This window comes from Pseudomonas sp. FP2309 (genome assembly GCF_030687575.1).
Classification (GTDB): domain Bacteria; phylum Pseudomonadota; class Gammaproteobacteria; order Pseudomonadales; family Pseudomonadaceae; genus Aquipseudomonas.
The window spans coordinates 2506579-2521298 of record NZ_CP117439.1 but is presented as its reverse complement, the minus strand read 5'-3'; the positions used below and the strand labels follow the sequence as shown (position 1 = coordinate 2521298).

Annotated in this window: 11 protein-coding genes; 7 read left to right on the top strand and 4 right to left on the bottom strand. The window is 61.2% G+C overall.

Annotated features, from left to right (window positions below; translation table 11 throughout):
• Positions 1 to 13 precede the first annotated feature (13 nt).
• Entirely contained in the window at positions 14 to 2305 is a 2292-nt protein-coding gene (locus tag PSH59_RS11525; RefSeq protein ID WP_305395094.1) for a fatty acid cis/trans isomerase, read from the bottom strand.
• Positions 2306 to 2471: 166 nt separating this feature from the next.
• On the opposite strand from PSH59_RS11525, the gene metH reads away from it, so the two are divergent.
• Together metH and PSH59_RS11515 are read left to right on the top strand one after the other, a co-directional pair.
• Positions 2472 to 6182, top strand: a complete 3711-nt coding sequence (metH, locus tag PSH59_RS11520; protein ID WP_305395093.1) for a methionine synthase — start codon at positions 2472 to 2474, stop codon at positions 6180 to 6182.
• Positions 6183 to 6234: 52 nt separating this feature from the next.
• Positions 6235 to 6453: a DUF2970 domain-containing protein gene (locus tag PSH59_RS11515; protein ID WP_248082542.1), complete on the top strand. Its 219-nt coding sequence runs from the start codon at positions 6235 to 6237 to the stop codon at positions 6451 to 6453.
• Here PSH59_RS11515 and PSH59_RS11510 read toward each other — a convergent pair.
• A complete protein-coding gene (locus PSH59_RS11510; RefSeq protein ID WP_305395092.1) occupies positions 6450 to 7517 on the bottom strand; it encodes an ABC transporter substrate-binding protein in 1068 nt (355 codons plus the stop codon). The two genes, PSH59_RS11515 and PSH59_RS11510, sit on opposite strands and share 4 nt — an antisense overlap.
• A gap of 422 nt (positions 7518 to 7939) precedes the next feature.
• Between PSH59_RS11510 and PSH59_RS11505 the strand changes: the two genes are divergently transcribed.
• Together PSH59_RS11505 and PSH59_RS11500 are read left to right on the top strand one after the other, a co-directional pair.
• Positions 7940 to 9598: a nitrite/sulfite reductase gene (locus tag PSH59_RS11505; protein WP_248082545.1), complete on the top strand. Its 1659-nt coding sequence runs from the start codon at positions 7940 to 7942 to the stop codon at positions 9596 to 9598.
• Positions 9582 to 10076, top strand: coding sequence for a DUF934 domain-containing protein (locus PSH59_RS11500; protein WP_248082547.1), 495 nt, complete (start codon positions 9582 to 9584; stop codon positions 10074 to 10076). Before PSH59_RS11505 ends, PSH59_RS11500 begins: the two co-directional genes overlap by 17 nt.
• A 40-nt stretch (positions 10077 to 10116) precedes the next feature.
• Here PSH59_RS11500 and PSH59_RS11495 read toward each other — a convergent pair whose 3' ends face one another.
• Complete coding sequence (locus PSH59_RS11495; RefSeq protein WP_305395091.1) at positions 10117 to 10521, bottom strand: MerR family transcriptional regulator; 405 nt, start codon at positions 10519 to 10521, stop codon at positions 10117 to 10119.
• A gap of 71 nt (positions 10522 to 10592) precedes the next feature.
• Here PSH59_RS11495 and PSH59_RS11490 point away from each other — a divergent pair, with 71 nt between their 5' ends.
• Positions 10593 to 11825, top strand: coding sequence for an NADH:flavin oxidoreductase/NADH oxidase family protein (locus tag PSH59_RS11490; protein ID WP_305395090.1), 1233 nt, complete (start codon positions 10593 to 10595; stop codon positions 11823 to 11825).
• Between the two features lie 77 nt (positions 11826 to 11902).
• Positions 11903 to 13627 carry a ubiquinone-dependent pyruvate dehydrogenase gene (gene poxB / locus PSH59_RS11485; RefSeq protein WP_305395089.1) on the top strand — a complete coding sequence of 575 codons (1725 nt, stop codon included), beginning with the start codon at positions 11903 to 11905 and terminating at the stop codon, positions 13625 to 13627.
• Between the two features lie 52 nt (positions 13628 to 13679).
• Here the strand turns inward: poxB and PSH59_RS11480 are convergent, their stop codons facing one another.
• Positions 13680 to 14237: an NADPH-dependent FMN reductase gene (locus PSH59_RS11480; RefSeq protein WP_248082554.1), complete on the bottom strand. Its 558-nt coding sequence runs from the start codon at positions 14235 to 14237 to the stop codon at positions 13680 to 13682.
• A 228-nt stretch (positions 14238 to 14465) separates the two neighbouring features.
• Here PSH59_RS11480 and PSH59_RS11475 point away from each other — a divergent pair, with 228 nt between their 5' ends.
• The gene (locus PSH59_RS11475) at positions 14466 to 14702 is read left to right on the top strand and encodes a hypothetical protein (RefSeq protein WP_016979714.1); all 237 of its coding nucleotides are present in this window, start codon (positions 14466 to 14468) and stop codon (positions 14700 to 14702) included.
• Positions 14703 to 14720 lie beyond the last annotated feature (18 nt).

Genomic DNA, 14720 nt, shown 5'->3' with positions numbered 1-14720 from the left:
ACCGACCTGCCTGTCAGAGGTTTTCATAGCGATTCATGTCCAGCACACCCTCTTCGACCGGCGTGGTCTCGCGGACGTACCGCGACAAGTCGTGAAAATACTGCCAGAACAGCGGATGACTGCGGCGCACGCCCCAGCGATCAACAATGGCTTCGAACTGGTTGGTGTCCCTGGCCTGCTCCATCTGCGAGACAAATGCCGGCACGTCGTGGACTGGCACATTGAACAGGAAGTTCGGGTAGCTGCTGAGCACGCCTGGGTAGAGGGTCAGGGTGTCCAGGCCTGGCTGATAGCGATACGCCTCACCCAGCAGGAACGCCACGTTACTGTGGGCGCGGTTGCGCAGCAGGCTATAGATCTCACGCTTGCCCCCGGCCGTTTCGATGCGCAGCATCGTTGCTTCGGGCAATTGCTCGATCACCTTGAGCCCCGCCGCCGGGCGCGCGGTCAGGCGACTGAGGGCCTGCTCCGCATCCCGCAATGCCGGGTCAATGCCGTCACGTGAGCAATAGGCCCCCGCGCAGCGGTTGATCGGGTCCGGGCTGGCATTCAGATCGCCGTAACGGCTGAGCAACTGGGTGGCAAAGTCACGCTTGGGGTCTTTTTCGTCCAGGTGCAGGCCGCTGGGTTTGTCGTTATCAATCGCTTCGTAGTCCATCCATAGCTTGATCTTGCCGCTGTTCTGGTACCAATCATCCATAAAGGCGTCGCGGCTATCGGCGGGCATCAGCCGGAGGAAGTTCTGCTCGGCGCCGTTGCGGATCAGGTCGAAATACAGACGAGTCTGGGCCTGGTGCGACACATTGCCGAACACGTCGAAATTCACCGCCAATTGGTAATAGGTGCGCTCCAGCAGCGGGAAATCGAACAGCCACAGCGTCTGCGGTATCTCGCCGATCAGGCCCTTGTTCACCGAAGCACTGTCGAAGTGGCGGAAGATGCTCAGCAAGGCGTTGTCATTGCCCGCCCACAGGGTGGACCAACCGGGTGGCGGCAGGTCGGCGTAGCTGTCGCGGCGCAAGGCCTCGTATTCATTGCGCTTGTCGCGGTATTTGAGCCACAGGCTCAGCACACTGCCGACGTCATCAATCTGCCCCGGCATCGCCAGTAACGGCGTCGTCTGGCCGCGATACCGCGCATCGGTGATGTACAAATCGTGGTCCGGGTCCTGGAACAGGGTCCAGAAGTTATCGCGGATCACGTCCGTGGCGATCTGCCCACGGCACACCGGCCCACGAATAAAGGTGCGCACGAAATATTCGGCATTATCGAGCATGAACTGGTAACGCGCCTTGGCGGGGATAGCCTCGAACGTTTCGAACGGGTTGGCGCGATGGCCCGGCCCGTAACCCGGCAAGGCGTTGACCTGCCAGTTATCGGCGTAGAACAACGCCTTGATGCGTGCCATTTTCTGGGTACTGAACGGGTAAGTGATGTGGGTTTTGTGCACGATCACGCCCTGCACCGGCCATAGGCGGTAGTACACGCGGGTGCCGGGGTCATCGTTCGGCCGGCGCGTATTGATCAGGTCGATCGGCTGACCGCTCGGCGTACGCGAGCGCACCCACTGAAAGAAATGCCCCGGTTCGCCGCCCTCAAAGTAGATATGCGCCAGAAACAAATGCTCGTACAGCCAGCGCGCCACCAGGCTTTCACGGGCGCCGGGCTGGTTGAACAGGTTTTCCCATTGCTGCACTTGCAAGGCTTCACCGGCGCTCGGCACCAGGCCCTGCTCGTCAATCGATGCGCCGGCAGCCAGCCAGCGCTGCAGGGTCTGGTATTGCTGATCCGTCAGGCCGGTGACCGCCAGCGGCATGCCTTCCCTGGGATGGGCGCCGGCGTAGGCGTTGAACTCGCCGGGCATGGCGCACGTATTGTCGCGATTGAGGCCCAATACAATCTCGTCGGGCAGCTTGGCGTTGGGCTGCAACGGCGTGTTATGACCCAATTCGAGCATGCGCGCCATCAGCGCTGCCTGGCTGCCCTGGGCATCGAGCACTGAGTAAAAACCCTTCTGTTGCCAGGCCTGTTTGCCGAAGGCGTCATAAAACAGTCGAGTGGTCGGCGTCGCCTGGCTGCGTTCCCCGTCATACACCAGCGCTTTGCTCGCGCCGCGTGACGCGCCCTCGGCACTGCCCAGGTTGAGCTGGCAGGCGGAGTCGTAGCACGCGTGGCAGGCCACACACTTTTCGGTGAAGATCGGTTGAATGTCGCGGGTGTAGGAGATCGCCGGGGCGGCGTCCTGGGCCCATGCAACGCAGGTGAGCAGCGACAGGACGGCCGTGGTGGTGAGGCGAAGTGACATGTGGCCGGTCCCGATTCAATGCGTGCGCTGAAAAATTGGCGATGATTCTACCGGGCCAGCCCTCCTCGCAACATGAGTGATATTCATGCAAAAGCTGCGCATGCCGCAAATCGGCACAGGTTTGTTATGATCCACGCCCTCCGTAATGCCTGACCAGAGTAGTCCCATGTCCGATCGTAGCGCTCGTCTGCACGCCCTTCACCACGCCCTCAAGGAACGTATCCTGATCCTCGACGGCGGCATGGGCACGATGATCCAGAGCTATAAGCTGGAGGAACAGGACTACCGTGGCAAACGCTTCGCCGATTGGCCGAGCGACGTCAAAGGCAACAACGACTTGCTGGTGCTGACCCGCCCCGACGTGATCGGTGGGATCGAGAAGGCTTACCTGGATGCCGGTGCCGATATCCTTGAAACCAACACCTTCAACGCCACGCGCATCTCCATGGCCGACTACGGCATGGAAGAACTGGCCTACGAGCTGAACGTCGAAGGCGCACGCCTGGCGCGCAGAATCGCCGATGCCAAGACCGCCGAGAACCCGGACAAGCCACGCTTCGTCGCCGGCGTGCTCGGCCCGACCAGCCGCACCTGCTCGCTGTCACCGGACGTGAACAACCCCGGCTACCGCAACGTCACGTTCGATGAACTGGTGGAGAACTACACCGAGGCCACCAAAGGCCTGATCGAAGGCGGCGCCGACCTGATCCTGATCGAAACCATCTTCGACACCCTCAACGCCAAGGCCGCGATCTTTGCCGTGCAGGGTGTATTCGAAGAATTGGGCATCGAACTGCCGATCATGATCTCCGGCACCATCACCGACGCGTCCGGCCGCACCCTCTCGGGCCAGACCACCGAAGCGTTCTGGAACTCCGTGGCCCACGCCAAGCCGATCTCGGTGGGCCTGAACTGCGCCCTGGGCGCCAGCGAGCTGCGCCCGTACCTGGAAGAGCTGTCCAACAAAGCCAACACCCATGTGTCTGCGCACCCTAATGCCGGCCTGCCCAACGAATTCGGCGAATACGACGAGCTGCCCTCGGAAACCGCAAACGTCATCGAAGAGTTCGCCCAAAGTGGCTTCCTCAATATCGTCGGCGGCTGCTGCGGCACCACCCCAGGCCACATCGAAGCGATCGCCAAGGCCGTGGCCGGTTATGCGCCGCGCCCGATCCCGGACATCCCCAAGGCCTGCCGCCTCTCGGGCCTGGAGCCGTTCACCATCGACCGCAGCTCGCTGTTCGTCAACGTCGGCGAACGCACCAACATCACCGGCTCGGCCAAGTTCGCGCGCCTGATCCGCGAGGACAACTACACCGAAGCCCTGGAAGTCGCCCTGCAGCAGGTGGAAGCCGGCGCCCAGGTGATCGACATCAACATGGACGAGGGCATGCTCGACTCGAAGAAGGCCATGGTGACCTTCCTCAATCTGATTGCCGGCGAGCCGGACATCTCCCGCGTGCCGATCATGATCGACTCCTCCAAGTGGGAAGTCATCGAGGCAGGCCTCAAGTGCATCCAGGGCAAAGGCATCGTCAACTCCATCAGCATGAAGGAAGGCGTCGAGCAGTTCATTCACCACGCCAAGCTGTGCAAGCGCTACGGCGCGGCGGTGGTGGTGATGGCGTTCGACGAAGCCGGCCAGGCCGACACCGAAGCGCGCAAGAAAGAGATCTGCAAACGCTCCTACGACATCCTGGTGAATGAGGTGGGCTTCCCGCCGGAAGACATCATCTTCGACCCGAACATTTTTGCGGTCGCCACCGGTATCGAAGAGCACAACAACTACGCCGTCGACTTTATCAACGCCTGCGCTTATATCCGCGACGAACTGCCCTACGCACTGACCTCCGGCGGCGTGTCCAACGTGTCGTTCTCGTTCCGTGGCAACAACCCGGTGCGTGAGGCGATCCACTCGGTGTTCCTGCTGTATGCGATCCGCGCGGGCCTGACCATGGGTATCGTCAACGCCGGCCAGCTGGAGATCTACGACCAGATCCCGGCCGAGCTGCGCGACGCGGTGGAAGACGTGGTGCTCAACCGCACCCCGGACGGCACCGACGCCCTGCTCGCCATCGCCGACAAGTACAAGGGCGACGGCAGCGTCAAGGAAGCCGAAACTGAAGAATGGCGTGGCTGGCCGGTGAACAAGCGCCTGGAACACGCGCTGGTCAAAGGCATCACCACGCACATTGTCGAAGACACCGAGGAATCCCGGCAGTCGTTCGCGCGCCCGATCGAAGTGATCGAAGGGCCGCTGATGTCCGGTATGAATATCGTCGGCGACCTGTTCGGCGCCGGCAAAATGTTCCTGCCCCAGGTGGTGAAGTCCGCCCGTGTCATGAAGCAGGCCGTGGCCCACTTGATCCCGTTCATCGAGCTGGAAAAAGGCGACAAGCCGGAAGCCAAGGGCAAGATCCTGATGGCCACGGTCAAGGGCGACGTGCACGACATCGGCAAGAACATTGTCGGCGTGGTGCTCGGTTGCAACGGCTATGACATCGTCGACCTGGGCGTGATGGTGCCGGCGGAAAAAATTCTGCAGGTGGCCAGGGAGCAGAAGTGCGACATCATCGGCCTGTCCGGTCTGATCACACCGTCCCTGGACGAGATGGTGCACGTGGCCCGCGAGATGCAGCGCCAAGACTTCCACCTGCCACTGATGATCGGCGGCGCAACCACCTCCAAGGCGCACACGGCGGTAAAGATCGAGCCCAAGTACAGCAACGACGCAGTGATCTACGTCACCGACGCCTCGCGCGCAGTCGGCGTGGCCACCCAGTTGTTGTCAAAAGAGCTGAAGGCCGGTTTCGTCGAGAAAACCCGCCTGGAGTACGTGGATGTGCGTGAGCGCACGGCCAACCGCAGCGCGCGCACTGAACGCCTGAGCTACGCGGCGGCCGTCGCCAAGAAACCGCAGTTTGACTGGGCCAGCTACACCCCGGTGGTGCCAACCTTTACCGGTGCCAAGGTGCTGGACAACATCGACCTCAAGGTGCTGGCCGAGTACATCGACTGGACGCCGTTCTTTATTTCCTGGGACCTGGCCGGCAAGTTCCCGCGCATCCTCACCGATGAAGTGGTTGGCGAAGCCGCCACCGCGCTGTACGCCGATGCCAGGGAAATGCTCAGGAAGCTGATCGACGAAAAACTCATCAGCGCCCGTGCCGTGTTCGGTTTCTGGCCGGCCAACCAGGTGAACGACGATGACCTGGAAGTCTACGCTGACGACGGCAAGCCGCTGACCACCCTGCATCACCTGCGCCAACAGATCATCAAGACCGATGGCAAGCCGAACTTCTCCCTGGCCGACTTCGTCGCGCCCAAGGACAGCGGCGTCACCGACTACGTGGGTGGGTTTATCACCACGGCCGGCATCGGTGCCGAAGAAGTGGCCAAGGCCTATCAGGACGCGGGCGACGACTACAACTCGATCATGGTCAAGGCACTGGCCGACCGCCTGGCTGAAGCCTGCGCCGAATGGCTGCACCAGCAAGTGCGTAAAGACTACTGGGGTTATGCCAAGGACGAGCAGCTGGATAACGAGGCGCTGATCAAGGAACAGTACAGCGGCATCCGCCCTGCCCCCGGCTACCCCGCGTGCCCGGACCACACCGAGAAAGCCCAGTTGTTCCAACTGCTCGACCCACAAGCACGCGAAATGCAAGCCGGCCGCAGCGGCGTGTTCCTGACCGAGCACTACGCGATGTTCCCGGCGGCGGCGGTCAGCGGCTGGTACTTTGCCCACCCCCAGGCGCAGTACTTTGCCGTGGGCAAGGTCGATAAGGACCAAGTGGTCAGCTACACCGCGCGCAAAGGCCAGGACCTGGCCGTGACCGAGCGCTGGTTGGCGCCGAATCTGGGCTACGACAACTAAGCTCGGCGCGATTGTCTATGCTGTCCCTCACACACCGGGTGTCGAGGGACCTATGGACGATCCAGCCAACAACAAGCCACCGAGTTTCTGGCAGATGCTGCACAGCGTGGTGGCCGCCGCCTTTGGCGTGCAAAGCGGCAAGAACCGCGCCCGCGACTTCACCCACGGCAAGCCCAGTCACTTTGTGATCCTGGGCGTCCTGTTCACGCTGGTATTTGCCTTGACGCTGTTCGGCATCGTCAAGCTGGTGCTGCACCTGGCCGGCGTCTAGCGCAGCAGCAGACTTAGGCTGAAGGGATAACGGTAGGATGCCGGCTTGCCTTGGGCGGACAACGCGCGAAAGTTCACCGCTGGGGGCGGCCCCAGTAAGCGACGCGCCTGGGATGGATTGATCAACTGGAATAACGCCCGCGGGCGGTCGCGCCCACCGTGGGCGCCGATATCCAGACCCTTGGCATCATCATGGATCAGCACCATGGCCCACCCACCCACGGTAAAATGCCCGGTGACCAGGCTCGACAAGCGCCCATCCAGGCGCGCCTCAAGGATCTCGGGCGAGCTGTTAACGGCGCTGAACAGCGTGTCCTTGCCCGGTGTTCGGCCGCTGTCCTGAAGCGCCTGCATGGCGCCCAGTGCCATCTGATCATTGGCCGACCACACCAGCGCAGTGTGCGGATAGCGCTTGAACAGCAGGGTTGCCTGCTCCAAAGCGCGCGCACGGCTCCACTCCCCGTAGACCAACTGACGCAGGCGCACCTCGGGATGCTCGGCCAGGGCTCGGCGCATGCCTTGCTCACGCAGTTGCGCGACCGGGGTGGTCTTGATACCGGAAAACGCCAGCAGATCAAGGGTGTCGCCCGGCGCAACGGGGCCGTGCTGACGCAACATATCAATGAGCATCAGGTAGCCGGCCTGTTCATCATCGGCGACCAGCGCGCCGATCACATCGATGCCGCTGCGGGCGCCCAGCACCTGCGTCTGGTCAGGGGTCAGCGCGCTGTTCACCAACAGCAGCCTGACCCCGCTGCCCTGGGCCATGCGCAGGATCTGCGGCGCTACGTATTGCTCATTGGCCACCACCAGGTAATCGGGACGCTGGCGGCCTTGCAGCGCCTCGCGCGCCTGTATCAGGGTGTTTTGACTGTCGCGCTCGGAATAACGCACACGCAGGTCAAGGCCGAGGTCCCTGGCGGCGGCCTGCATGAACTGCGTATAGCTGACCCAGAAGGTTTCCGTCGACATGCCGGGATTGAGAAAGAGCACCGAGGTCGCATGGGCAATGGCGCCATACGTCATCCCCAGTGCACACACGCACGTCAGCAAGACCTTCAGCATGGTTGTTTGAGCCTTGAAAATTGGCCGCCATGATAATGGCAGTCAGACAACCAATCGAGGCTCAATCAAAGTCCTTTATTGATGGCTGACCCAGAACACGGCTGTGCCGACCACCAGGATAATCAAAAACAGAATGGCCCAGGCGTCCACGGTACTGTCGGGTTTACGGGCTTTTGTCGGATTGCTCATCGCATCGCCTCTTGTCGGTTTTATAGGTGATTGCACAAAGACACGAGCACAGTAAAGTCCAGGATTGCCCGCATGACAAATGTGGTTACTCCGATAACCGTTCTCATTAGTCATTTTGGTTATTTGCATATACTCAAACATCACTTTTGCGCATAAACGCAAACTGGTATCGTGCGCCGGCTCCGTTGGGAGTGCGCGGCCGTGCGCGCAGATTTGCCGAGAACAGGACCTATATGTACGTATACGACGAATACGATCAGCGCATCATCGAGGACCGCGTCAAGCAGTTCCGTGATCAGACCCGACGCTACTTAGCAGGTGAACTGAGCGAAGAAGAGTTCCGCCCTCTGCGCCTGCAAAATGGCCTGTATGTTCAGCGCTTTGCGCCGATGCTGCGGGTGGCAGTGCCTTATGGCCAACTGACTTCGCGCCAGACGCGCATGATGGCCAAGATTGCCCGCGACTTCGACAAAGGCTATGCCCACATCAGTACGCGCCAGAACGTGCAGTTCAACTGGCCAGCCCTGGAAGATGTGCCGGACATTCTGGCTGAATTGGCCACCGTGCAAATGCACGCCATTCAGACCAGCGGTAACTGCCTGCGCAACGTGACCACCGACCAATTCGCCGGCGTCGCTGCCGACGAACTGATCGACCCACGCCCCTGGTGCGAAATCATCCGTCAATGGACCACCTTCCACCCGGAATTCGCCTACCTGCCGCGCAAGTTCAAGATCGCCGTCAATGGCTCGACCTCGGACCGTGCAGCGATCGAAGTGCACGACATCGGCCTGGAGCCGGTGTACAACGCCGCCGGCGAACTGGGCTTTCGTGTACTGGTCGGCGGCGGCCTGGGCCGTACACCGGTGGTGGGCGCGTTTATCAACGAGTTCCTGCCGTGGCAGGACCTGTTGAGCTACCTTGACGCCATCCTGCGGGTCTACAACCGCTATGGCCGTCGTGACAACAAGTACAAGGCCCGGATCAAGATCCTGGTAAAAGCACTGACCCCCGAGGTGTTCGCCCAGAAAGTCGACGCCGAAATGGAACACCTGCGTGGCGGCCAGACCACCCTGACCGAAGCCGAAGTGCATCGCGTGGCCAAGCACTTCGTCGATCCCGAGTACAAGGCCCTGAGCAATCAGGACGCGGAACTGGCGGCACTCGACGCGCAGCACCCAGGCTTCGCCCGCTGGCGCACCCGCAATACCCTGGCGCACAAAAAGCCGGGCTATGTGGCTGTGACCCTGTCGCTCAAGCCCACCGGTGTTGCCCCTGGCGATATCACCGACAAGCAACTGGACGCCGTCGCCGACCTGGCCGAGCGCTACAGCTTCGGTCAACTGCGCACGTCCCACGAGCAGAACATCATTCTCGCGGACGTGGAGCAGAACCAACTGTTCACCTTGTGGGGCGAGCTGCGCGAAGGTGGTTTCGCCACGCCGAACATCGGCCTGCTGACCGACATCATCTGCTGCCCGGGTGGCGACTTCTGCTCCCTGGCCAACGCCAAGTCGATCCCTATTGCCGAATCGATCCAACGCCGTTTCGACGACCTGGACTACCTGTTCGATATCGGCGAGCTGGACCTGAACATTTCCGGTTGCATGAACGCCTGTGGTCACCACCACGTCGGCCACATCGGCATTCTGGGCGTGGACAAGAAAGGCGAAGAATTCTACCAAGTGTCCCTGGGTGGCAGCGCCAGCCGCGATGCGAGCCTGGGCAAGATCCTCGGCCCGTCCTTCGCCCAGGAAGCCATGCCGGAGGTGATCGGCAAACTGATCGATGTGTACATCGAACAGCGCACCGAAGATGAGCGTTTCATCGACACCTATCAGCGCATCGGCATTGACCTGTTCAAGGAGCGCGTCTATGCAGCGAATCATTAAGAACAACGAAATCGTCGACGAAACCTGGCACCTGCTGCCCAAGGACGCGAGCTTCGATGGCATCTCCAATTGCGACGACCTGATCGTGCCGCTGGCGCTGTGGCGCGAACACGCCCACGCCCTCAAGGCCCGGGATGGCGGCCTGGGTGTGTGGCTCGACGCGGATGAAGAAGCTGAAGAAATTGGCGAAGACGTGGCGCACTTCCAGGTCATCGCTCTGAACTTCCCGGCCTTCACCGACGGGCGCAACTACTCCAACGCACGCCTGCTGCGTGACCGCTACGGCTACAAAGGCGAGTTGCGCGCCATTGGTGACGTGCTGCGCGACCAGTTGTTCTATCTGCATCGCTGTGGGTTCGATGCCTTTGCCTTGCGCGCCGACAAAGATCCGTATGAAGCACTCGAAAGCCTCAAGGACTTCTCGGTGACGTACCAGGCGGCAACGGACGAACCGCTGCCGCTGTTCCGTCGTCGCTAAGCCCCGGCGTCTGAAAAAGCCCTGGCATGCCAGGGCTTTTTTACGCCTGGATTTTAATCGAAGCCAACACCTGCTTCTGTCCCGCGGAGCACGGCACGCCTTCAGGCTGCGCCCGCACCGCGTCAATCACGCTCAATAACTGCGCCTTGTTATGGGCCAGTTGTGCCTGCATCGCTTCGATCTGCGCCACCTTACGCTCCAGCGCGGCGATCAGCTCTTCGCGTTTGTGCTCGCCTGGCGCCGGCATCAACGCCTTGAGCTCCTGCAGGCTGAACCCCGCCTGTTGCGCGCTTTGAATCAATTGCAGGATCTGCAAGGCCTCAGGTGCGTAACGCCGATAGCCGTTGGGCATACGCTCGACCTGGTTGATCAGCCCTTGGGCCTCATAAAAGCGGATACGCGACGCCGCCAACCCGCTCTGTTTTGCCAGCTCACCAATATTCATCGCCATTCCCGCTTGACATTAAAGTTAACTTTAAGCCTAGCCTGAGGCCTCCCCCGCTCAGGAGTCAATCCATGTCACCTTTTGAAGCCCTGCAACTGCCCAATGGCCAAGTCATCGCCAATCGCATCGCCAAGGCGGCGATGGAAGAAAACATGGCGGACCTTGATCAGGCGCCTTCCCGTGCGCTCAAGCAGTTGTACAGGACGTGGGCCGAAGGTGAACCCGGCCTGCTGATCACCGGAAACGTGATGATCGACCGCCGCGCCATGACCGGCCCCGGCGGCGTAGTCCTGGAAGACGAACAGCACTTGGAGAGCTTTCGTGAATGGGCCGATGTGGCCCGAGGCAAAGGCGTGCACTTCTGGATGCAGCTCAGCCATCCGGGACGCCAGACCATGGCCAACCTGGGTCAGCAAGCAGTGGCGCCCTCGGCCGTTGCCCTGGACCTGGGCGGATTTTCCAAGATGTTCGCCAAGCCCAAGGCCATGCGCGAAGACGATATCCAGGAGGTGATCCAGCGCTTCGCCACCGGTGCGCGCCTGGCCGAGAAGTCGGGCTTCACCGGTGTACAAATCCACGGTGCCCATGGCTATCTGCTCAGCCAGTTTCTGTCACCCCTGAGCAACAGGCGCACCGACCGCTGGGGCGGCCCCCTGGAAAACCGCGCACGCCTCTTGCTGGAGGTCATCCGCGCCGTGCGCGCCAGCGTCAGCCCGTCGTTTTGCGTATCGGTCAAACTCAATTCGGCGGATTTCCAGCGCGGCGGTTTTGATGAAACCGACTCGCAGGCGGTGGTCGAAATGCTCAACGCGCTGCCCATCGACCTGCTGGAGTTGTCCGGCGGCAGCTACGAAGCCCCGGCCATGCAAGGCGAAGCGCGGGACGGCCGCACCCTGGCCCGCGAGGCGTACTTCCTGGCATTTGCCGCGCAAATGGCCAGCATCGCCACCCTGCCCGTAATGGTCACCGGCGGCATACGCCGTCTGCCGGTCGTGCAGCAGGTTCTCGACAGCGGCATCGCCATGGCGGGCATTGCCACGGCCTTGACCCTGGAACCGCAATTGATCAAACACTGGCGCGCCGGGCGCGACCTCAACCCGCAGTTGGCACCCATTGACTGGAAGCGCAAACCGTTGGCCTCACTCGCCACCCTTGCTGTGGTGCGTGACCAGATGCGTCGCCTCAGCCGTGGCCGCCTGCCCAACGCCAAGACCGCTCCCTGGCTGGCGCTGGTGCGTGACCAATGGTTCATCGCACGACGCACCCGGCAATACCGTGCGGCCATGACGCAATCTTCACATTAAAGACGGAGCATTCGCCGTGATCGAACTGTCCCCTACTGATCAGCAGTTTTTAACATCACTGACGATTGGAGTGCTTCATGGCGAAAATCAACCTGGCTCAACAACTGGCGACCACCCTTGAACAGGCGGGCATCAAGCGCATCTGGGGCTTGACCGGCGACAGCCTCAATGGCCTCACCGACGCGTTGCGCAGCATGGACAGCATCGAGTGGATGCATGTGCGCCACGAAGAAGTCGCCGCCTTCGCCGCCGGAGCCGAAGCGGCCGCCACTGGCGAGCTGACGGTGTGCGCCGGCAGTTGCGGGCCGGGCAACCTGCACCTGATCAATGGCTTGTTCGACTGCCATCGCAACCATGTGCCGGTACTGGCAATTGCCGCGCAGATTCCGTCCTCGGAGATCGGCCTCAACTACTTCCAGGAAACCCACCCCCAGGAACTGTTCAAGGAATGCAGCCACTTTATCGAGCTGGTGACCAACCCCGAACAAATGCCTCAGGTGCTGCACCGCGCCATGCGCTCGGCGATCCTCAATCGCGGCGTGGCGGTGGTGGTGATTCCAGGGGACGTGTCGCTGCTGGAAGTTGAAAAAACGCTCAAGCCCTGGCCGGCCCTGCACGCGCCGCGCACGCTACCGGCGCAAGCCGATCTTGAGCTGTTGAGCGAAATCCTCAAGAGCAGCGAGAAAGTCACCCTGCTGTGCGGCAGCGGTTGCGCCGGTGCCCACGCGCAGGTGGTGGCCCTGGCCGATGCGCTCGGCGCGCCCGTGGTGCACGCGCTGCGCGGCAAGGAACATGTGGAATGGGACAACCCGTTCGACGTGGGCATGACCGGCCTGATCGGCTTCAGCTCCGGCTACCACGCCATGCTCGATTGCGACACGCTGATCATGCTCGGTACCGACTTCCCCTATCGTCAGTTTTACCCCACCGACGCCAAGATCATCCAGGTTGACCGCAACCCGCAGGCGCTGGGGCGTCGCGCCACGCTGGACCTGGGCATCGCCGCCGACGTGAGCGAAACCATCGACGCCCTGCTGCCGCGCCTGACGCGCAAGACCGACCGCAGCTTCCTGGAGACCTCACTCAAGCACTACGAAAAAGCCCGCCAAGGCCTCGATGATCTGGCGCAGCCCTCCAAAGCCAACCGGCCGATCCATCCACAGTATGTGGCGCGCTTGCTCAGTGAGCTGGCGGACGAGGATGCGATCTTTACCGCCGATGTCGGCTCGCCCACGGTGTGGGCCGCGCGTTACTTGAAGATGAACGGCAAACGCCGCCTGATCGGTTCGTTCAACCATGGTTCCATGGCCAACGCCATGCCCCAGGCCATCGGCGCGCAAGCGGCGTTCCCGGGACGGCAGGTGATCTCCATGTCGGGCGACGGCGGTTTTGCGATGTTGATGGGCGACTTCATCTCTCTGGCACAGCTGAAACTGCCAGTAAAAGTCATTGTGTTCGATAACTCATCCCTGGGCTTCGTGGCCATGGAAATGAAGGCCGCAGGTTACCTGGATGCCGGCACCGAGCTGAAAAACCCGGACTTCGCGGCCATGTCCAATGCCATGGGCATCCTCGGTATTCGGGTGGAGCAATCCGAAGACCTCGAACCGGCGTTGCGCCGTGCCCTGGCCCATGACGGGCCGGTGCTGGTGGACGTGGTGACCGCCACCCAGGAACTGGTGATGCCGCCGAGCATCAAGCTGGAACAGGCCAAGGGGTTCAGCCTGTACATGCTCAAGGCGGTAATGAGCGGGCGCGGTGATGAGGTGATCGAACTGGCGCGTACGAACTGGCTGCGTTGATCTGAAAAACCGTGGGAGCACCTCCGCTCCCACGGTCTGGCATAGGCGAGGGTCAGCCCTTGTGTTTTTCCACCCACTGCCCGTAGGCATCGATGAACGCCTGCAAAAACGGCCTGGTCTTTTCCGACAGCTTGCCGGACTCATCAAACACGTTACCCGCGCCGCCCAGGTACGCTTCCGGTTGCTGCATGCACCACACATCCAAGAACACCAGGGACTGGCGCAAGTGGTGGTTGGCACCAAAGCCGCCAATGGCACCCGGCGACACGCTGATGATCGCGCCCGGCTTGGCGCTCCAGGCACTTTGCCCGTAAGGGCGCGAACCCACGTCGATCGCATTCTTCAGCGGCGCCGGTACCGAGCGGTTGTATTCCGGGGTCACGAACAGCACTGCGTCGGATGAACTCACCTGCTGACGGAAAGTACTGTAGGCTGCCGGCGGTGAAGCGCCGTCGATGTCTTCGTTATAGAGCGGCAGATCGCCAATTTCGACAATGTTCAATTTCAGGTTGGCGGGGGCCAGTTCGGCCAATGCCAGCGCGACTTTGCGGTTGATCGACTCTTTTCTCAAGCTGCCAACCAGGACGGCAATCGTGTAGACCTTGCTCATTGAGGTTTTCCCGACGTCTGATTAAAGGAGCTGTTAGTTATAGAGGCTTCGCGGCAGGTTCACCAGCAGGTTTTGAGATTCCTCCCGGCATTTATCCCGCGCTTCAATGCGTAGGAAGCGTCTCAAAAAACCAACGAATAGTATTTTTTTTGCGTAGGCAAACTACCTCTCTTTATGACGGTCTACACAACGGTATATCGAGTGTTTATCTCCAGAGGTTCTAAACAGATGGCAGCAGTACTTGTCGGACAGTTCCATGCCAGAGACGCGGAAGGTCGCGTGTATTCAGTGCATGAGTTCCAGGAATCCAACCCGGCGCAAGGCGACCTGGCTGGCTCGGCGCCCACCACTACCTACAAGCTGGCCATTGGCGACCGTGTAGAAAAACTGGAAGGCGATGAATTCAAACTGATTCAATCCGGGACGATTCTGGTCCGCGAATCGCAAACGACCCTCGCCTCATAAGATCGCGCCCCAATGACC